Source organism: Kitasatospora sp. NPDC127067, from assembly GCF_042724755.1.
GTDB classification, from domain to species: Bacteria; Actinomycetota; Actinomycetes; order Streptomycetales; family Streptomycetaceae; genus Kitasatospora; species Kitasatospora lactacystinica.
Map to the genome: position 1 here is coordinate 30619 of NZ_JBHXEM010000001.1, position 19041 is coordinate 49659.

The following is a 19041-nucleotide window of genomic DNA, read 5'->3' on the forward strand; positions in this document are numbered from 1 at the left end:
CCTAGGCTAGCCGTTCCACGAACTTGCGCTGCCACGGCGTTTCGACGGCGTGCCGGCTGTAGTGCTCCCGCACGTACGGCACGGCCTCGGCGGCCGGGACGCCGTCCAGGACGGCGATGCAGGCGAGGGCGGTGCCCGTGCGTCCTCGCCCGCCGGCGCAGGCGAGTTCGACGCGTTCGGTGGCGGCGCGTTCCCAGGCCTCGCGGAAGGCGTCGGCGGCGTCCGCGCGGTCGGCGGGGAGGCGGAAGTCGGGCCAGCGCACCCAGCGGCTCGGCCAGTCGACGTGCGGCGGGCGGCCCAACAGGTAGAGGCCGAAGTCCGGTCGGGGGCCGGGCGGCAGGGGGCGGCTGAGGCCGCGGCCGCGCAGGAGGCGGCCGGAGGGCAGGCGCAGGATGCCGGGGACGGCCGGGTCCCAGGTGCTGGGGTCGGTCACGAGGGTCTTCTTTCGGGGGGAGGGTGTTCAGGATGCCGCGTGCAGTCCGACCGGCCCGCTCGGCAGTCCGGCGCGGTGGGCCAGGGCGGCGGCCTCGCCGCGCGAGGACACGTCGAGCTTGGCGAGGATGTTGGCGACGTGGAACTTCACCGTCGACTCGCTGATCCGCAGCGTCGCCGCGATGTCCCGGTTGCGGCGGCCGCGTGCCAGTTGGTCGAGGACCTCCCGTTCGCGCGGCTGGAGGCCGTCCAGCGGGTCGGTGACGACGGCGGGTTCGGGCAGGGCCAGCGGGAGGTCGACGGTCACCGTGGTGCCCCAGCCGGGGACCGCCTCGACGCCGTGGTGTCCGCCGAGGGCGGTGATGCGGTCGGCGGTGCGGTGGACGGTGAGGGCGTCGGCGGTCAGCGCGCCGAGGCCGTCGCCGCGCACCACGGCGCGCAGCAGGCCGTCGGCCGTGAGCTGCCAGCTGACGTGCAGCCGGGTCGGCTTCTCCTGTTCCAGCATCAGCAGCACGGCCACCCGGACGGCGTCGCGGGCGGTGTGCGCGGCGTCCGCCGGGATGGAGCGGCCGGCCTCCGCCGGGGGCGCGGCGTCGAGGTGGACCCGGGTGTGGCGCAGCAGAGGGCGCAGTTCGCGCACCAGCCGGGCGAAGGCGGCGTCGGCGGGCTGTTCGCTGAGCGTGCGGTCGAGTTCGGCGCCCTGGCGCAGGTCGAGCAGGGCGGTGACGGCCAGCTCGGTGGCGGTGCGGCGGGCTGTGGCGTCGTCCAGGCCGGGTGCGCGCAGCGGCGCCAGGATCGCGGTGAGCGCGGCGCTGTGGGTGCCGGTGAACTCGGCGATGGCGCGGGCCCGGGCGTTGGCGGAGGCGCGGGAGGCGGCCGTCTGGGTGGGGGCGGCGTCGGTGGCGCGGTGGTCGGAGTGGGCGACCACCAGATCCCACAGCTGTTGCAGGGCGGCGAGTGCCCCGGGTGCGACGGGTCCGGTGCCCGCCCGGACCAGGACCAGCGCGGCGCCGCTGTCGTCGGCCGGCGTGGTGGCCACGACCACCACCGGCCGGGTCCGTCCGGCGAGTTCGGCCTCGCCCTGCCAGGGCCGGCCGGCCGAGGTGGTCGCGGCCGCGCGTTCGGCCAGCCGGGACAGGTCCCGCGTGCTCATGGCCTCGGTGAGCTCGGGCGGGCCGTAGCCGTGCGTGGGGTTGAACGTGCAGACGCCGCTGAGCTGCGCGAGCGCGGTGTGCGGGACGAGGGTGTCGAGCACCTCGGACAGGCGGGGGAGGATGTCCGGCCGGGGAGCGCGCAGCACCTCGACGGCCCGGGCGAGCGCGTCCTCGGGGCGGCCCCAGTGCCGCCGCCAGGGCTCGTCCGTGCCGGCGGTGTCCGCCGCGCCGTTCATGTCGTCCATGCGGTCCAGCCTAGTTCGGGTGCCGCCGACGCGGCCTGGCCGTTCGGACAGGTCGAACCGTCCGAAGGGCCGGGCGGGCCCGCGCCGTCCCGGGCACAGGATGGAAGTCGTCGGAAGCGACCGGCTCCACGGGCCGGCTCCACAGACGACTCCGTCGGCGAACCCGTCGGCGAACCCGACGGCAACGCCACCGACCGGCTCCGTCGGCGAAGCCGCCGGCAACTCCACTGAAACCTAAGGACCTTCCATGACCAAGGCGATCGCCTTCTCCGAGTTCGGCGGCGCGGACGTGCTGCGCCCGATCGACATCGAGCTGCCCGTTCCCGGGCCCGGCCAGGTGCGGGTCGCGGTCCGCGCCGTGGGCGTCAACCCGGTGGACCGCAGGCTGCGTACCGGCGAGCTGGCTGCGCTCTTCCCGGTCGTCTTCCCCTATGTGCCGGGTGTCGAGGTGTCCGGCGTGGTCGAGGCCGTCGGCGCCGGGGTGAGCGGCTTCGCGCCCGGCGACGAGGTGTTCGGCAGCATGATGGGCGGCGCGTACGCGGAGCACGCGCTGGTGGACGTGGCGGCGCTGGCCCACAAGCCCGCGGGGCTGGGCTGGGAGGAGGCCGCCGCGATCCCGACGGCGGCCGAGACCTCCGAGCGGGTCCTCGACCTGCTGGGCGTGCGGTCGGGCGAGACGCTGCTGGTGCACGGCGCGGCCGGCGGGGTCGGCACCGTGCTGCTCCAGTTCGCCCGGGCGCGCGGGATCACCGTGGTCGGCACCGCGAGCGAGGCGAACCACGACCACCTGCGCGAGCTCGGCGCGATCCCGGTGGCGTACGGCGAGGGCCTGGCCGAGCGGGTGCGGGCCGCGGCGCCGGGCGGGGTGGACCGGGCGCTGGACGCGGCCGGGCGGGGCGGGGTGCTGCCGCTGTCGATCGAGCTGACGGGCAGCGCGGACCGGGTGCTGACGATCGCCGACGTCGTGGGGGCGCAGGAGCACGGCATCCGGTTCAACGGCGGCGTCGAGGGCGTGGAGTCCCACCACCGGCGCGCGTTCGCGGCCGCGCTCGCCCTGCACGAGGCGGGCACCCTGCGGCTGCCGCTGCACCGGGTGTTCCCGCTGGCGGAGGCGGCCGAGGCGCAGCGGGTCAGCGAGGCCGGGCACCTGCGCGGAAAGATCGTGCTGACGGTCCGATAGCCGTTCATCGCCCGTCCTGTACCCGTCTGCCCGTTTTACCTCCGTTTTGCATTGGGCTCGCCATTTTCGTACGGTTTCATCCGTTCGGAGTAATTCGGCAGGCGGACGCGCCGTGAACACGGCGCTGAGCCGTCCGGCCGACATGCGGTCCCCCGAACGGTCGACCAGGGTTGGCCGGACGTGGGCGGCACCGGACCGCCTGCCCTGACGGTCAGGAGGACCAGGCGCATGGGCGGAACGGACAGGCGGGCGGTGATCGGCGAGTTCGTCGGGACCCTGCTGCTGGTGTTGCTGGCGGTGGGTGCGGCGGTGCTCGCGGGGGAGGCGATCGGTCCGGTGGGCATCGCGTTCGCCTTCGGCTTCGTGCTGCTGGCGCTCGCGTACGCGCTCGGCCCGATCTCCGGCTGCCACGTCAACCCGGCGGTGACGCTCGGTTTCCTGCTGGCGCGCCGGATCGACGGCCGCACGGCGGTGTCGTACTGGGTGGCGCAGGTGCTCGGCGGCATCGCGGGCGCGGCGCTCGTCCTGCTGCTGGCGAAGCAGATACCGGGGCTGGAGACCCACGGCAAGCTCGGCACCAACGGCTGGGGCGACCGCTCCCAGGTGCACATCAACGCCGGCGGCGCGTTCCTGACCGAGGTCGTCCTCACCTTCCTGCTGGTCTACGTCGTCCTGGCGGTCACCCACCGGCTGGCCGCGGTCGGCTTCGACGGGCTGCCGATCGGCGTCGCGCTGGTGGTCGTCCACCTGGTCGGCATCCCGCTCACCGGCACCTCGGTCAACCCGGCGCGCAGCCTCGGCCCGGCGCTGTTCGCGGGCGGTGGGGCGCTGTCGCAGCTGTGGCTGTTCCTGCTCGCCCCGCTGGTCGGCGGCGCGCTGGCGGCGGGCGTGCACCTGCTGACCCACCCGCAGCCCAACCTCCCGGTGGCGCAGGCCCTGGCCACCGACGCGCGGGTGTAAGCCCTGGCCACCGACGTGCGGGTGCAGGTCCCGCAGTCGAGCCGGCGCGGCGGCCTCGTCCTCGCGCTCCCTTCGTGCTCCCTTCATGCTCGCTTAGCGCCGCTTCGCGTCGTCCTGGGACCGCTCCGGGACCGCTCCGGGACCGCTTTTGCGCCGCCGACCGTCCGGATCCGGCGTACCGGCCGAAGAGCCCCGGCTCCCGCCCGTCGGCTGGATAGAGTCCCGCCATGGTGACTGTGAACGCGGAGAGCCCGGCGGGCGGGCGGCTGGCCGGCCGCTCCTGTGTGGTGACGGGTGCGGCCAACGGCATCGGGAGGGCGGTCGCCGAACGCTTCGCCCGGGAGGGCGCGTCGGTGGTCGCCACCGATGTGGACGCGGCCGGGCTGGACCGGCTGGCCGAACGATTCCCCGGCGCCGTCAGCACGGTGGTCGGCGACGTGGCCCGGGACGAGGACGCCCGCCGGATGGTGGCCGCCGCCGTCGAGCGGCACGGGCGACTGGACGTCCTGGTGGCCAACGCCGGGATCATCCCCCTGATGGAGATCACCGAGGCCACCGCCGAGGACTGGGACCACGTGATGGCGGTGGACGGCCGCGGCATGTTCCTCACCTGCAAGTACGCGATCGAGGCGATGACCGCCCAGGACCGGCCCGGCGGCTCGATCGTCTGCCTGTCCTCCATCTCCGGCGAGGCCGGTCAGCGCGGCCAGGCGGTGTACGGGCCCGCCAAGTTCGTCGCCTCCGGCCTCACCAAACACCTCGCCGTGGAATGGGCCGACCGCGGCATCCGGGTCAACGCCGTCGCCCCCGGCACCATCACCACCGCGCGCGTCGCCCGGCTGTACGACGAGCCCGGTGGCCCGGAGTACCTCTCGGCGATCGAGAAGCGGCACCCGATGGGGCGGCTCGGGGACCCGGCCGAGGTCGCGGCGGCCGTCCTCTTCCTCGCCTCCGACGACGCGTCCTTCGTCACCGGGGTCGTGCTGCCGGTGGACGGCGGGTACCTGGCGCAGTAGGGCCGCCGTCGGGCGCCCGGCTCCCGGCGAGCAGCTCGACCAGGACGGACACTCCGTCCGCCCCGTGCCCGGCGCCGACCGCCGTCCGGGTGAGGGCGAGCGCCGCGTCCAGCACGGAGGTGTCCAGGCCGCGCGCCCGGGCGGAGTGCGCGACGTGCGCCAGCCCGGCCTCGGCGGAGGCGAGACTGCTGCGGTCGCCCGGATGCCTGCGCTCGTCCGTGCGCTGCGCGTAGCCGTCGATCAGCGGCGGCAGCAGGCGCGGCAGGCCCTGGGCGTACGGGGCGAGTTCGGCGCCGCCGATGCCCTCGGCGCGGGCCAGCGCCAGGGCGTGCAGGTAGCAGTGCACGGTGGTCCGGAACAGGTCGAGCAGGGCGGCGTCGAAGGCGCTCGCCCGCCCCGGGTCCGCGCCCACGTGGCGTACGGTGCCGCCCAGCGCCCGCAGTGCGGCCTCGTGGGCGGCGAAGGCCTCGGCGTCGCCGCTCAGCAGGACGGTGCCCTCCGGGCGGCCGACGGTCGGGGTGGGGGTGAGGACCGCGGCGTCCAGGAGGCGGAAGCCCCGGGCCTCCGCGTCGGCCCCGTTCGCCCGCGCGTCGTCCGGGGAGACCGAGGTGGCGTTGACGACGGTCCGGCCGCGCAGCGCCGTTCCGGCCGCCTCCAGCACGCTACGGCCGGCCGGCCGTAGCGTGCTGGTCGCGGACGCAGAGCAGCGCGAATGGGGCGTCCGCCACCGCCTCGGCGGCGCTCGCGGCCGACCGCAACTGCCGGTCCCTGGCCTTCCATCCCACCGACGGACAGGCCGGGCTACGAGAAGACAGCGGCCATCTGCTTGGCCGGACGGCACGTCGCGGGCATCTTCCTCTGGTCTGCCAGGTGATCCAAACGAAACTGCCCAGGCCAGAGCTTCACGCCGACGGCAGAGTCAAGGCGCAGAGGCACGGTGGCACGTCGCGGCGGACGGCGCGGACGCTCCGCCGAGGAGGTGTCCGCGATGCGGATCGGAGAACTCGCCCGGCGCGCCGGCGTCACCCCGCGCGCCCTTCGCTACTACGAGGAACAGGGGCTGCCCGCCCCCGAGCGCCGCCCCAGCGGCTACCACGAGTACGACGAGCGGGACGTGGACACCGTCCGGGGCATCCGCACCCTCCTCGCGGCCGGGCTCAACAGCACCGTGATCGCCGAGATCCTCCACGGCCTGCCGCTTCCCGGGCAGCGAACGCCCGGCCCGACCTGCCCCGAGTTGCTCGCCGGCCTGGCCAGGGAGCGCGCCAGGATCACCCGGCAGATGGACGAACTCGCCCGGGCCCGGGGCCTGTTGGACGCCAACATGGGTGCTCGGACGCCGGGCGCGGATGCGTCCCCCTCGGATGCGTCCCCCGCGGGTGCGGCCGCCGCGGGCGCTGCCGCCGCCGAGGACCGTCGCCCGCGGTCGGCGGCACGGAAACTCGATGGCGCGCGCTCCCGGGCCGTGCTGGAGTGAGCGGATGGATCATGACGAGGTGCTCGCCCTGTTCGACGACCGGCTCCGGCGCAACGCGCCGCCCGACCCCGGCTGTCGCGTCGAACGCGACGGCGCGGTGATCCGGCAGGTGGGCCCGGAGCACAGCTGGAACGGCGTGGTCTGGTCCGGCCTGGACGAGGCCGGCGCGGACGCGGCGATCGCCGCGCAGGTGCGCCACTTCGCCGGACTGGGCCTGGAGTTCGAGTGGAAGGCCTACTCCCACGACCGCCCCGCCGACCTCGGCGCCAGGCTGCTGGCGGCCGGCTTCACCCCGGAGCCGGACGAGGCGCTGATGCTCGCCCGGATCGCGGACCTGCCCACCGACGCGGCCCTGCCCGAGGGGGTCCGGCTGCTCCCGGTGACCGACCCGGCCGGGGTGGACCTGCTGATGGAGGCCCACGAACAGGCCTTCGGCTCCGAGCACCCCGGGCTGCGCGCGCGGTTGCTCGACCACCTGCGGCACGGCACCTCGACGGTCAGCATGGTCGTCGCGATGGCCGGCGACCGCCCGGTCAGCGGCGCCCGGATGGAGCTGGTCCCGGGCACCGGGTTCGCCGGCCTCTGGGGCGGCGGCACCGCACCGGACTGGCGCGGCCGGGGGATCTACCGGGCCCTCATCGCCCACCGGGCCCGGCTCGCGGCCGAACTCGGCTACCAGTACCTCCAGGTCGACGCGAGCGACCAGAGCCGGCCCATCCTCCAGCGCCTCGGCTTCGCCTGGGTGAGCACGACGACTCCTTACGTGCACCAGCCGTAGGCCCCGCCGCGGGCGGCCGAGCGAGCCGGGAGCCGAGGGCGTCGGGAGCCGAGCGAGCCGGGAGCCGAGGGCGCCGGGGCCAGAGGGGGCCAGGACCCGGGGATCTGGGCCGATCGGCAGGGGAGTACGGGGGTGCCGCTGCTCAGGATGTGCCGTTCGGTACATGCGGGGGAGGGCCGGCCGGGGTCATCGTTGAGGCACCACGAGCGGGGACCGTCCGGGTCCCCGGGGAGGAGCCTCGGCGTGTTCGACCTCTATCACCCGCGCGTCCTCGGCACGACGGTCGTCGTGCCCGCCGCCCTCGGCGGCTTCGCTCTCGGGCTCAGCCTCAGCCTCAGCTTCAGCCTCGGGCTCGGTCTCGGGTTCGTGCGCCGGGTCGCCCGGCGGCGATCAGGCCGGGAGCCGTGTCCGGGGCACCGCGGCCGGATCGACCGCGTCCGTGAGCGGGCCCTGCCCGAAGCAGCTGCTCCGCTGAGCCCCGGTGTCGTGCACGGCGGTCTGCACCAGGGCGTACTGGAACGGCACCCCGATCGCCGCCAGCGGCAGCAGTACGCACAGCAGGGCGTGCCCCGGGCCGATCCGGAACGTCCTGCGGCGGACGGCGGTGACGAGCTGCCAGCCGCCCCAGCACACCGAGACGACGGCCAGCCCCAACCCCGCCCAGGCGAGCGGCAGTACGGGGGCCGGGGCGCCGGGGCTGTCCTGGCAGCGGCTCACGAGCCCGTGGATGTCGCCGTCCGCGACGAGCGTCGGCACGCCGCACGCCCACCCGAGGCAGGCGAGCAGCAGCGGGCCGCCCGCTCGGAGCCACCGCGGGGAGCGCTGTTCTTCACTCATACGCCTAGTACCAGTCCGGATTCACGCGGACGAAGTGCAGCTTCTGGTGCCCGCGCTGCTCCTGGAAGCTGTCGATCCGGCCGCCCATGCTCGCGTTCTGCTGGCCGCCGCTGTGCTGGGTGTAGCGGATGTCCCCGTCCGGGGTCACCGCCGTCACCACCGCGGTGTGGTGGACGACGCCCTTCTTGTCCTGGGAGTCCTGGTCGGAGTCCTCCTCGTAGTAGACGATGTCCCCGGGCTTCACTTCGCCCGGCGGGACCTCCTGACCGCCGTGGCGCATCATGAAGTCGTGCATGTTCTGCGCCCCGGCCCAGCTCTTCGAATAGTCGAGCCGCTGGTCGAGCCAGTCGCCGCCCGCGTCGTCGCTGCGTCCCCAGGTGTCGTCCCCGCGCCAGCCCCACCACTGGTCCCACTTGGCGTGCACGCCGCCCTGGCGCAGCGCCTCGGAGGCGAAGTTGGTGCAGTTGTCGTCGAAGACGTCGATGGTGGTGTCGTTCCAGTGCTCCAGCGCCCACTGCACCGTCTTCACCCGGTCGTACTTGGCGTTGGGCCCGCCGCGCAGACCCACCTTCACGTCGTCGGGGATGCCCGGGAGGTTGGCGAGGGTCACGGGGTCGGAGAGCATCAGCTGCTTGTGCTGGTTGTCGGTCAGGGCCTTCCACCAGTCGGCGACCAGCCGGGGGTCCTGCCCGCTGGGGATGCCCCCGGTGTACATGGACAGTTCGGTCTGCGAGGCTTCGCGCTGGAGCTGGTCCAGCGCCTTGTGCGGGTCGGTCTCGCAGGTCGCGGCGGCGAGCTTGCGCAGTTCGGCGGAGGCTAGCTTGTCGGCCTGGGCGGCCTCGCGCAGCGCCTCCTGGAGCATCGCGTTCACCTCCTGGACGGCGTTGTCGTTCGAGGCCGCCGCGCCGCCGCTGCCGTGGACGGTGGCGGTGGTCTCGTCGACGGTGAGGCCGTACTGCCGGGCCATGTCCAGGGCGGAGTTCAGGGTGAGCTTGGCCCGGGTGATGCCGGCGCTCAGCCCGTCGAGGATCATGACAACGCCGCGCATGATGTCCGCGCCGGCCTCCAGGATCTGGGCCTGCTCCTGGAGCTTGCGGCCGGCGGCCTCGCCGACCTTGTCCTTCCAGTTCTCCTTGAGCGGGTCGACACCGTTGGCATGGATGTCGTTGACGGCCTGCCACGCCTGCTTGGACAGGGAGAGCCAGGAGCCGGCGGCGGCATCGACGTCGATGCTGTTGGCGGCCTTGAGCGCCGCGATGGTCATCGTCACGGCTGCTGCCCCGGTTCCGTGCCCCCGAGGTCACCGAGTGCGGCGTCGAGCCGGCGGGCGTACTCCTGGTCGGCCTGGTCGTAGGACTGCGCCGACTCGTGCAACTGTGAGGAGTACAGATGGAGTTGATCGACGACCGACTTCACGTGGGCCTGCCAGGCGTCGGCGCAGTCCTTCAGCGCCGGACCGGAGTCCCAGGCCGACATCGCGTCGGCGGCCGCGTGGCTGTTGTCGAGCCAGTGCCCGACGGGGCCGAAGGTCTTGGCGGCCTCCGTGAGGCCGTTCGCCGACTGTCGCAACGCATGTGTCTGGACGTGGATGTGGTTCACGGTCAGGTCCCCCTACCCGGCTATGTCGATCCCGATCGACATGGGTGCGGCCATCGTAACGACCGGTTTGGAAGGGAAAGGTCATCCGAAAGTCATGAGAAAGTAATTCGACGGGGCTGGTCGCCTTGCTTCCTGTCGGATGGCGGGCAGCCGGTCACCGGCGCGGAAACCGGGCCTCGTCCGGACCGGGCGGGAGGAGGCCGCCCGGGAGGATCTCCCCGGGCTCGCCGGAGAACACCACCTCGCCCCGGTGCAGCACGTGCACCACCGCGGCCCCGGCCAGGGTGTGCGGCAGCGACTGCGCGGCGAGCACGACCGTACGGCCGTCGGCGGCGCCGGCCAGCAGGTGGGCGTGCAGCCGCGCGGTGACGGCGGGGGTCAGGCCGCCGTCCGGCTCGTCCAGCAGGAGCAGAGCGGGCCGAGCCGCCAAGGCCCGCCCGAAAGCGACGAGTTGCTGCTCGCCACCCGACAGGACGCCGGCCCGGCGGCCCAGCAGGGCGATCAGCTCCGGGAACAGTTCCAGCACCTCGGTGCGCCCCGGCCCGCCCAGGAGCAGGTTCTCGGCCACGGTCAGCGAACCGAACACCCCGCGACCGGCCGGGACCACGGCCAGGCCCCGCCGCACCCGCTGGTGCACCGACAGCCCGCCCATGTCCCGGCCCCGCCAGAGCGCTCGCCCGCCAGCCAGCGGCACCACCCCGGCCAGGGCGTGCAGCGCACTGGTCCGCCCGGCCCCGTTGCGGCCGAGCAGGACCGTGACGGCGGCGGACGGGAAGTCCAGGTCGACACCGTGCAGCGCCTCCAGCGGGCCGTTGCGGACCCGGGCGGCACGAAGGGCGGCTTCGACGGGCATCAACCCACCTCGGGGGTCGGGCGGTTCGGCATCATGTGGCGGTTCCCCACGCCCGGGTGACCCGGGGATCGGTCAGGACGGCCGCGGCCGGTCCGGCGGCGACCACCCGGCCCTGCGCCATGGCGTAGACGGCATCGGCGAGTTCGGCGACCAGTTCGGCGTCGTGCTCGACCAGCAGCAGCGCCATGCCGCGCTCGGCGAGGCCGCGCAGGACGGACACCAGGCGGACCGTCTGCGCGGCGTCGAGGCCCGCCGCCGGTTCGTCCAGCAGCAGCACCCGGGGCTCGCCCGCCAGCGCCCGTGCCAGCTCCACCAGGCGCAACACCCCCGTGGGCTGCCCACCGGCCGGTTCGGCGGCGATCTCCTGCAAGCGTCCCGGACGGCGCGCAGCGGGCGGCCGCCGCGCCGGACGGGCGAACCCTCCGGGGCGTTACGGGTGATTTCTCCGTCGGATTGCGATTCGTCCATGGATTCGCCTTCATGGTGTCACTTGAGACGTTTCCAGGATCGGCCTGGAACAGCATCCGGGGCACGGAGAGCGGGGCCCGGGCGGCGCAGTCGAGAGGGAAGACCACCATGCACATGACGCGAAGCGGCACCCCCGAGGACGCCCGCCGGGCCAGGCGGGCGGCGAGCGTACTGCTCGCCCTGCTGCTCGCGGGTACGGCGGCGGCGTGCGGCAGCGACGGCAAGTCCGGCTCCGCGGCCACCTCCCCGGCGGCTACGGGTGCCACCGTCACGGCGACCGCCACCGAATCCGCCCCCGCGACGGCCACCGCCACTGCCACCGGCACGGCCCCCGCCGACCCCGCCGCCGCGAAGGGGGAGATCACCACCAACTGGGAGAAGTTCTTCGACCCCGACACCCCGATCGCCGACAAGGCCCAGCTGCTCCAGGGCGGCGACGAACTGCTCCCGGCGCTCCAGGGCTTCGCCCAGGACCCGAGGGTCGGCCAGGTGCAGGCGAAGGTCGCCGCCGTCGCGTTCACCGACGCGAGCGACGCGACCGTCACCTACGCGCTCTCGCTGCAGGGCAACGTGGTGGAGCCGAGCGCGACCGGCCAGTCCGTCCTCGACAACGGCACCTGGAAGGTGTCCCGCTCGACCCTGTGCGGTCTGCTCACCCAGGCCGGCGGCGCCACGGCGACCCCGATCCCCGGCTGCGGCTGACCGGCTGCGGCCGACCGCCCCGCCGCGCCGGCGGCCCGGCCGTGTCCCGGGGGCGGTCCGCCCGGACCGTTCCCGCGGCGCCCTCACCGGCCGCTTCGCCGTCCTCCTGCTGCCCCTCGCCGTGCTGCTCGCGGCGCTGCTCGTCGGCTGCGGCACCCGGCTGCCGGCCGAGGCTTTCACGGCCCGCCCGACCCTCGCCTCCCCTGCTGCGGGAGCCACCGGCGCGACCGGAGCCACCGGTGCGGCCGGGAGCGCCAACCCCGCCTCCGACACCGGGGTCACCGCCACGGAGATCAGGATCGGGCTGGTCACCTCGCTCACCAGCCCGGTCGGCAGCGAGGTGTTCAAGGGTCCGCGCTACGGCGCCCAGGCCTTCTTCCAGGCCCTCAACGACCGCGGCGGCCTGCACGGGCGCACCGTCCGGCTGGTGACCTGCGACGACGGCGGCAGCGGGGTCGGCAACCAGGACTGCGTGCACCGGCTGATCGACCGGGAACACGTCTTCGCCTTCGTCAGTGGCAGCGTCCTCGACTATGCGGGCGCCCCGTACGTGAGCGGCAAGGCGGTGCCGGACGTCGGCGGCCAGCCGATCGGCACGGAGTACGACCGCTGGCCGCACCTCTACGGGATCTGCGGCAGCGCCGCTCCGCGCGACGGCCGGTCGGTCGGCTGGAACGGCACGCTCTACCAGGGCACCGAGGTCTTCCGGTTCTTCAAACAGCGACTGGGCGCGACCAGCGCCGCCGTGGTCGCCTACAACCAGGCCGACTCGACCCGTTACGCCGGACAGCTGAAGGCCGGGCTGGAGGCCGAGGGGTACCGGGTGCTGCTCCAGACGGTGTACTTCGCGCTGCCGAACTTCCAGGCGGTGGCCGCGGCGGTGCACGCCGACGGCTCGCAGCTGCTGTTCGACGCGATGGACTCCCGGGGCAACGCGGCGCTGTGCCGGGCGCTGGACGAGGCCGGGGTGACGGTGGCGGCGAAGGTCACCAACGTGCAGAACTGGTCGGAGACGGTGCGCACCGACTACGCCTCCTCGCCGGACTGCCGCAACGCGCTGGGCTCCTGCGGCGTCGCGCCGACGCGCTCCTGCGTCGAGGTGTTCATGAACCGCGCCGAGCCCTACGACGCGCACGGCTTGATCCTGCCCGCCTCCTTCGTCCCGCAGCCGCCTCCCACCGGGCCGACCCGGGCGTGCCTGAACGCCGCCCGTTGGCAGGACTCGGCCCAGGGCGGGCAGGGCGGCTGGGTCACCCAGGTGCCGTCGATGACCACGAACTGCTTCGACGTGCCGCAGCTGCCGTACAAGCCGTAGCGCAGGGTCCGATCGACAGCCGACAGCCGACGGATTTCAGGTAACAGCTTTCAGGGAACAGCTTTCAGATGACGGATAACAGATGACAGATTTCGAAATCTGTCATCTGTTATCCGTCATCCGTTACTTGTCGTTGCCGGTCGCCCGCCTCACGGCAGCCGCTCGACCACCACCATGGCCGCGTCGTCGTCCAGCCTGCCGCCGACGTGCGCGAGCAGATCGCGGCGCAGGCTCTGGAGCAGGGCGGTGGGGCGCTCGGAGTGCCAGGCGGTGACACGTTCGGTGAGCGGGTAGAAACGCCGCTGGGCGTCGCGGGCCTCGATCACGCCGTCGGTGTAGATGAGCAGCCGGTCGCCGGGCCGGAACGGGAAGGTCTCCGCCTCGTACCGCGCCGGCGCGAGTTCGCCGAGGCCCAGCGGCGGGGAGGGGTGGTGCGCGGCGAGGGTGGTGATGCCGCCGGCGCGCAGCAGCAGTGGGGGCGGGTGGCCGCAGTCGATCAGGCGGACCGGGGAACCGTCGTCGGGGATGTCGAGCAGGACGGCGGTGATGAAGGATTCTCCGGCTTCGCCGCTCTCCTCGGGGGGCTCCTCGGGTGAGGGGAGGGGCAGGGCGGACAACGCTTGCAGGCCCTGCCGCTCGCGTCGCTCACGCCGGTCGCGGCGGTCCCGTCGGGACTGTTCGGCGAGCTGGGCGAGGTCCCAGCTGACGCTGCCGTCCAGGTAGGCCGCCAGGTCGGGCAGTTCGGCGTGCAGGTGGGCGGCGGCGCGGAAGGCGCCGAGCAGCAGGGCCGCGTCGCCGAGCGAGGACAGTCCCTTGCCGCGGACGTCGCCGACCAGCAGCCGGGTGCCGGTGGCGGTGCGGGCGGCCGCGTACAGGTCGCCGCCGACCTGCGCCTCGGCCTCGGCGGCCAGGTAGACGGAGGCCAGGTGCAGCGGTCCGATCCGTTCCGGCAGCGGGCGCAGCAGCACCCGCTGGGCGGCCTCGGACACCGAGCGCACCCGGGCCAGCTCGCGCTCGTGCCGCTCGCGCAGCACCCGCAGGCCGACGATCAGCACCGAGACGATCAGCTGCGCGCTCAGCTGGGTCTCGATGTTCGCGCTGGTCAGGCTGTCGCGGACGGCGCCGATGACGGTCAGCGCGGCGAACGCGAGCGCGGCGACCGCGGCGGTGGCCCGGGGTCCGGCGAAGGAGGCGGTGAGGGCGGGGGCGACGATCAGCAGCGGGCCGAGGTGGATGTCCGGCGGGGAGAGGATGTCGACCACGGCGATCAGCACGATCAGCGCGAGGGTGAGCGCCGTCAGCACCCGGCGGTCGGGCAGCCAGGCGCGGCGGCGGTCGGGGGGATGCGTCGCGTTCGAGCGGTGCGGCGCATCGGGACGCTGCCGGAGGGGCACTCCTCCTCTGTACACCGTGGAGGTGGCGGGGCGCACCCGGAAGGGCTCGACCGGCTCTCCGGTCGGCCCCTTCGACCGGCCCCTCCGGCCGGTGTTCCGGGCGGCTTCCCCCGGCCGGATCTCCGGCCCGCGCTTCGATCCCGCATCCCGACCCGCGTTCCGCGTCCCGCATGGTCGTCCGGCAGGTGGCCAGGTCAGCCCTCCTGGCCGTACCGGGCCAGGTAGTCGGCGAAGCGGGCGACGTCCTCGTCGGACCAGTCGGTGAAGCGCGCGGTGAAGGAGAGCCGGCGCTGCTCGTTGGCGTCCCGCAGCAGGGTGAGGCCGGCTTCGGTGGCGCGCAGGATCTGGCCGCGCTGGTCGTCCGGATCGGTCTCGCGGGCCAGCAGGCCGAGCTTCTCCAGGGCGGTGACCTGGCGGCTGACGGTGGACTTGTCGAGCATGAAGTGCGCGGCCACGTCGGCGGCGCGGCAGCCGCCGCGCTCGGTGATCAGGTCGAGGATGCTGTAGGTGACCAGGGAGAGGTCGGGGTGCAGCTGGGAGGCCTTGTGCCGGGCGCGGCGGGCGAAGGCGGTCAGCTCGCGCTGGATGGTCTCGATGGACGACTGGCGGCCGGGCACGGCGTTCCTATCTCCTCGATATTTGTTGCACTATACAACGGATTTGCCCGGGGTCGCACGGTGCTCCGGTGCTCGCCGCTCCGGCGCTCATCGCCCTGCTGCCCGTCGCCCCGCTGCCCGCCGCCCCGGCGCTCGCTGCTCCGGTGCGGCCCGCCAGGCGCGGGCGGCGGCGATCCGCCTGGTCGCACTCGGGTGAGTGGCGAACAGTAGCTCAAGCACCCTCGGCGGGTCGACATCCGAGACGTTCGCCAGGGCCAGTCTGCGCTGCATGGCCACGAACTGCTCGACGTCCCCGGTCAGTTCGAGCGCGTGCCGGTCCGCCCTGGCCTCGATCCGGCGGCTCACCGCGCACTGCGGCGGCCCCGACAGCGCGCCCAGCAGCGCCGCGAGCGCCGCCAGCAGCGGCAGCGCCCGGGGGTCCGCCGCGTCCGTCGCCCCGGCCGCGTCCAGCAGCGGCGGCCAGGCGGCGAGCAGGCCGAGGACGGCCACCGCGACGGCCGCGCCGACCGCGCCCAGCGCGGTGCCGAACGGCACGTCCCGGTGCTTGACGTGGCCCAGCTCGTGCGCGACCACCAGCTCCACCTCGCGCGGCTCCGCGGTGGTCAGCAGCGTGTCGTACGCGACGATCCGGCGGGTCGCCCCGAACCCGGAGACGTACGCGTTGAGCGCGGTGGTGCGACGGGAGGCGTCCGCGACCAGGACATCCCGCACCCGGACGTCGTCCCGCTCGGCCAGCGCGAGCAGCGCGGTGCGCAGCTCCCCCGGGGGCATCGGGGAGAAGCGGTTGAACACCGGCTCGATCAGCAGCGGATGGAGGAAGGAGAGCGCGGCCGTCAGCAGCGCCGCCGCGCCCGCCGCCGGCAGCCACCATCGCTGCGGCGACCAGGCGGTCAGCGCGAACAGGCCCAGTGCGAGCGGGAGGACGAGGACGAGGGTGAGCGCGAGGCCGCGTACGGCGTCCAGCGCCCAGCCGGCCCAGCCCTGGGTCACCAGCCCGTACCGGGCCCGGACGGTCCGCGCCCCGGCGCCGAACGGCAGTTGCAGCGCCTGGCCGAGCACCACCAGGGCCGCCGCGCCGGCCAGTACCCCGGCCGTCCGGGAGCCGCCGAACCAGCCGCCGACGGCGGTCACCAGGGCGGCACCGGCCGGGGTGAGGCCGAGCAGCAGGGTCAGCGCCAGGCCCGCCAGCCGTCCGCCCAGTGCCCACGGCAGCTGGGCGCGGCGCAGCGCGCGGCCCCGGGCGCGCTCGTCGGGGGTGAAGTCCGGCGCGGGGGCTTCGCCGGGCGGGGTGCACCCGGAGGTCGCGGTCCCGGACGCCGCGGTCTCGGAGGCCACGGCCTCGGGGATCGCGGTCTCGGGGTTCGAGGGTTCGGCGGCCGGGGGTTCGGGGGCCGGGGTGGTGTCCATGGCGGGGTGCGGCTCTTCCGGTCGGGTCGCGGGAGGGGCGGTACGGCGGTTCGGGGATTGTTCCAGCGGTGGTCCAGCGGTGATTCAGCATGGCGTACCCGACGGGGCGATGCGCATGCCGCGGCCCGGCGGTCGCCCGCGAGCGGCGGTTCACTCCTCGGTGGGCCCGGTGGCGCCGTGGACGCCGGAGCGCAGCAGTTGGTGGCCGAGGTCCACCAGGGCGCGGCCGACCGCGAACTCGTCGCCGACGGCGGGGGCCGGGGCGTCGCGCGGGTTGCGGCGGGATCGGGCGTCACTGTGCAGCACGTCGCCGTCGGTGTTCAGCACGGCGTGCACCCGGGTGGTGTCCTCGTCCTCGACCACGTGCAGGCTGAGCTGCCATTCCTTGGTGCGCACGGCGCCGGGGGCCGACTGCTCGACGCCCTCGCCGATGGCCGCGGCCGGCGGCGGGGCGGCGGCCGTCCCGTCGGCGCGGACGATCACCACCGGGCAGGCGCCGTGCACGGCGCAGCGGGTGGACACCGAGCCGAGCAGCGTCCGGGCGAAGGTGCCCCGGCCCCGGCTGCCCAGCACCAGCAGGTCGGCCCCCGCCGCCGCCTCCAGCAGCACCTCGGCGGCGTGGCCGAGCACCAGGCTCTCCCGGACCTCCACCGAGCGGTCCGGGCCGAGGATCTCGTTGATCTCGGCGCTCAGCGTGCGGCGGGCGGTCCGCTCGAAGCCGTCGTCCACCATCGGCGCGAACCACCCGTACAGCGAGGGGTACTCCCAGGCCGCCACCGCGTGCACCGCCGCGCCGGTCAGCACGGCCTGGCCGACCGCCCAGCGCAGGGCCGCCTTCGACGGCCCGGAGCCGTCGATCCCGACCACGATCCGGTGCTCCCGGGTGAGGGACGGGGGACTGCCGCCCACGGCGGAGATCTGATTGCTGCCCATCACGCCACACCTCCCGGCCTTCGGCGCGGGACTCGCTCCCTGCACACCACGCTGCGCGCCCCGCCCGGCTCCGCGCCAGGGACACGGTGGCCGGGTCGGCCGGGGCCATTGGGACGGTCGGGCCAGGGGGGCCGTCCGGCGACCGGCCGGCGATGCCGGGCCGGTGATGCCGGGCCGGCGATGTCCGCCGGTCGATGTCCGACCGTCGATGCGCAGCCCGGCCCGGGGGTGTCCTTTGTGGCCGGAATGTTGCGGGCTCGGGTCCGGGTGGTGGTGATTCGGTGGCGTAGGCTGACCGCTCTTGCATCATCCTCGGGGGGATCCACTCATGCGCCGTGTCGCGGCCGCCGTCGCGCTGCTCGTCGGAATAACCGCCGTCGCCGCCTGCGGGCCGGACGACCCCGAACCGGCCCCGGCCTCCGCCGCCCCCGTCCCGCCGTCCTCGCCGCCGGACGGTTCGCCCTCCGGCACGGCCCCGGGCAAGAGCGCCCCGCCCCGGCCCGACGGCACCATCACCGTCGCCTTCGCCGGGGACGTCCACTTCGAGGGCCGCACCGAGGCCCGGCTGGCCGTCCAGCCGCCCGAGCCCGTGCTCGGCCCGATCTCCCGCACCCTCGCCGACGCCGACCTGTCCGTCCTCAACCTGGAGACCGCGATCACCGGGCGCGGCGCCCCGGAGCCGAAGACGTACACCTTCCGCACCTCGCCCAAGGCGCTGTCGGTGCTCAAGGACTCGGGCGTCGACGTCGTCTCGATGGCCAACAACCACGCCGTGGACTTCGGCGCCGACGGCCTCACCGACACCCTCGCCGCCAAGGACTCCTCGCCGATCCCGGTGGTCGGCTTCGGACGCAACGCCAAGGAGGCGTACGCCCCGTATGTCACCACCGTGCGCGGGGTGAAGGTCGCGGTGGTCGCCGCCAGCCAGGTCGAGGACCTCACCAACCAGAAGTGGCGGGCCGGCGCGAACAAGCCGGGCATCGCCTCGGCCCTGGACGTGCCGGCGCTGGTCAAGGCGGTGGAGACGGCCAAGCAGCAGGCTCCGGTGGTGCTCGTCTACCTGCACTGGGGCGACGAGGGCAAGGCCTGTCCGACCGGTCCGCAGACCACCATCGCCAAGAAGCTCGCCGGCGCGGGCGCCACGGCGGTGGTCGGCACCCACGCGCACACCATGGTCGGCTCGGGCATGCTCGGCAACACCTACATCGGCTACGGCTTCGGCAACTTCCTCTGGTACGGCACCTCCAACTACCCCAACTCCAACGAGACCGGTGTCACCACCCTCACCCTCACCGCCGACGGCAAGGTGACCGGCGAGGCCTTCACCCCGGCCACCATCGACGACAAGGGCATCCCGGAGCCGGTCGGCGGCGCCACCGCCGAGGCCGCCCTCAAGCGCCGCGACGGCCTGCGCGGCTGCACCGGCCTCTCCCCGGCCCCGGCCGGCCCCGGTGCGGCACCGACGACCCCCACCGCTCCGGCGACGGCCCCCACCGCTCCGGCCACGCCCCCCACCGCTCCCGCGAAGGCCCCTTCGGGTCCCGCGAAGGCAGCCACCACCCCCGCCGTCCCGCGTTAGCCCGCGCTGGTCGGGCACGAGGCCCCGACGGCCGAACGGTTCTCCCTGCTGCGCCCCGCCGAGGGCGACATCGACGCCGTCCTCGCCGTCCACCG

General features: G+C 74.6%; 20 protein-coding genes. 8 read left to right on the top strand and 12 right to left on the bottom strand.

The window, feature by feature from the left end; all coding sequences use genetic code 11:
* Position 1: 1 nt before the first annotated feature.
* Together ACFWJ4_RS00145 and ACFWJ4_RS00150 are read right to left on the bottom strand one after the other, a co-directional pair.
* Positions 2–433, bottom strand: coding sequence for a protein phosphatase (locus ACFWJ4_RS00145; protein WP_380537779.1), 432 nt, complete (start codon positions 431–433; stop codon positions 2–4).
* A gap of 27 nt (positions 434–460) precedes the next feature.
* On the bottom strand, positions 461–1831 hold the full coding sequence (locus tag ACFWJ4_RS00150; protein WP_380537780.1) for a LuxR C-terminal-related transcriptional regulator: 1371 nt from the start codon (positions 1829–1831) through the stop codon (positions 461–463).
* 247 nt (positions 1832–2078) lie between these two features.
* On the opposite strand from ACFWJ4_RS00150, the gene ACFWJ4_RS00155 reads away from it, so the two are divergent.
* The 3 genes from ACFWJ4_RS00155 (at position 2079) to ACFWJ4_RS00165 (ending at position 4987) form a co-directional block, all read left to right on the top strand.
* Positions 2079–3011 (top strand): NADP-dependent oxidoreductase, encoded by a 933-nt coding sequence (locus ACFWJ4_RS00155; protein ID WP_380537782.1) that lies wholly within the window; start codon positions 2079–2081, stop codon positions 3009–3011.
* Positions 3012–3239: 228 nt separating this feature from the next.
* Positions 3240–3971: an MIP family channel protein gene (locus ACFWJ4_RS00160; protein WP_380537783.1), complete on the top strand. Its 732-nt coding sequence runs from the start codon at positions 3240–3242 to the stop codon at positions 3969–3971.
* Between the two features lie 227 nt (positions 3972–4198).
* The gene (locus tag ACFWJ4_RS00165) at positions 4199–4987 is read left to right on the top strand and encodes an SDR family NAD(P)-dependent oxidoreductase (RefSeq protein ID WP_380537785.1); all 789 of its coding nucleotides are present in this window, start codon (positions 4199–4201) and stop codon (positions 4985–4987) included.
* On the opposite strand, the gene ACFWJ4_RS00170 is transcribed toward ACFWJ4_RS00165, so the two are convergent.
* Positions 4941–5648: an NAD(P)-binding domain-containing protein gene (locus ACFWJ4_RS00170; protein ID WP_380537787.1), complete on the bottom strand. Its 708-nt coding sequence runs from the start codon at positions 5646–5648 to the stop codon at positions 4941–4943. The two genes, ACFWJ4_RS00165 and ACFWJ4_RS00170, sit on opposite strands and share 47 nt — an antisense overlap.
* Positions 5649–5975: 327 nt before the next feature.
* Here ACFWJ4_RS00170 and ACFWJ4_RS00175 point away from each other — a divergent pair, with 327 nt between their 5' ends.
* Both ACFWJ4_RS00175 and ACFWJ4_RS00180 read left to right on the top strand, forming a co-directional pair.
* Positions 5976–6464, top strand: a complete 489-nt coding sequence (locus tag ACFWJ4_RS00175; RefSeq protein WP_380537789.1) for a MerR family transcriptional regulator — start codon at positions 5976–5978, stop codon at positions 6462–6464.
* 4 nt (positions 6465–6468) lie between these two features.
* Positions 6469–7242, top strand: coding sequence for a GNAT family N-acetyltransferase (locus ACFWJ4_RS00180; protein ID WP_380537791.1), 774 nt, complete (start codon positions 6469–6471; stop codon positions 7240–7242).
* A gap of 390 nt (positions 7243–7632) precedes the next feature.
* On the opposite strand, the gene ACFWJ4_RS00185 is transcribed toward ACFWJ4_RS00180, so the two are convergent.
* From ACFWJ4_RS00185 to ACFWJ4_RS00205, 5 genes are all read right to left on the bottom strand, one after another.
* Complete coding sequence (locus ACFWJ4_RS00185) at positions 7633–8079, bottom strand: hypothetical protein (protein ID WP_380537793.1); 447 nt, start codon at positions 8077–8079, stop codon at positions 7633–7635.
* Between the two features lie 4 nt (positions 8080–8083).
* Positions 8084–9343 carry an amidase domain-containing protein gene (locus ACFWJ4_RS00190; RefSeq protein ID WP_380538074.1) on the bottom strand — a complete coding sequence of 420 codons (1260 nt, stop codon included), beginning with the start codon at positions 9341–9343 and terminating at the stop codon, positions 8084–8086.
* Between the two features lie 2 nt (positions 9344–9345).
* Positions 9346–9678, bottom strand: coding sequence for a type VII secretion target (locus ACFWJ4_RS00195; RefSeq protein WP_380537795.1), 333 nt, complete (start codon positions 9676–9678; stop codon positions 9346–9348).
* A 154-nt stretch (positions 9679–9832) separates the two neighbouring features.
* Positions 9833–10531, bottom strand: coding sequence for an ATP-binding cassette domain-containing protein (locus tag ACFWJ4_RS00200; RefSeq protein ID WP_380537797.1), 699 nt, complete (start codon positions 10529–10531; stop codon positions 9833–9835).
* Between the two features lie 31 nt (positions 10532–10562).
* Positions 10563–10901, bottom strand: coding sequence for a hypothetical protein (locus tag ACFWJ4_RS00205; RefSeq protein ID WP_380537799.1), 339 nt, complete (start codon positions 10899–10901; stop codon positions 10563–10565).
* Positions 10902–11107: 206 nt separating this feature from the next.
* Here ACFWJ4_RS00205 and ACFWJ4_RS00210 point away from each other — a divergent pair, with 206 nt between their 5' ends.
* Positions 11108–11701 carry a hypothetical protein gene (locus ACFWJ4_RS00210; protein ID WP_380537801.1) on the top strand — a complete coding sequence of 198 codons (594 nt, stop codon included), beginning with the start codon at positions 11108–11110 and terminating at the stop codon, positions 11699–11701.
* A 121-nt stretch (positions 11702–11822) separates the two neighbouring features.
* Positions 11823–13016, top strand: a complete 1194-nt coding sequence (locus tag ACFWJ4_RS00215; RefSeq protein WP_380537803.1) for an ABC transporter substrate-binding protein — start codon at positions 11823–11825, stop codon at positions 13014–13016.
* Between the two features lie 149 nt (positions 13017–13165).
* On the opposite strand, the gene ACFWJ4_RS00220 is transcribed toward ACFWJ4_RS00215, so the two are convergent.
* The 4 genes from ACFWJ4_RS00220 to ACFWJ4_RS00235 form a co-directional block, all read right to left on the bottom strand.
* A complete protein-coding gene (locus tag ACFWJ4_RS00220; RefSeq protein ID WP_380538075.1) occupies positions 13166–14320 on the bottom strand; it encodes a PP2C family protein-serine/threonine phosphatase in 1155 nt (384 codons plus the stop codon).
* A gap of 284 nt (positions 14321–14604) precedes the next feature.
* Positions 14605–15027 carry a MarR family transcriptional regulator gene (locus ACFWJ4_RS00225; RefSeq protein ID WP_359904334.1) on the bottom strand — a complete coding sequence of 141 codons (423 nt, stop codon included), beginning with the start codon at positions 15025–15027 and terminating at the stop codon, positions 14605–14607.
* 87 nt (positions 15028–15114) lie between these two features.
* On the bottom strand, positions 15115–16434 hold the full coding sequence (locus ACFWJ4_RS00230) for a M48 family metalloprotease (protein ID WP_380537805.1): 1320 nt from the start codon (positions 16432–16434) through the stop codon (positions 15115–15117).
* Between the two features lie 150 nt (positions 16435–16584).
* The gene (locus tag ACFWJ4_RS00235) at positions 16585–17367 is read right to left on the bottom strand and encodes a universal stress protein (protein WP_380537807.1); all 783 of its coding nucleotides are present in this window, start codon (positions 17365–17367) and stop codon (positions 16585–16587) included.
* A 328-nt stretch (positions 17368–17695) separates the two neighbouring features.
* Here ACFWJ4_RS00235 and ACFWJ4_RS00240 point away from each other — a divergent pair, with 328 nt between their 5' ends.
* The gene (locus ACFWJ4_RS00240) at positions 17696–18946 is read left to right on the top strand and encodes a CapA family protein (RefSeq protein ID WP_380537808.1); all 1251 of its coding nucleotides are present in this window, start codon (positions 17696–17698) and stop codon (positions 18944–18946) included.
* Positions 18947–19041 lie beyond the last annotated feature (95 nt).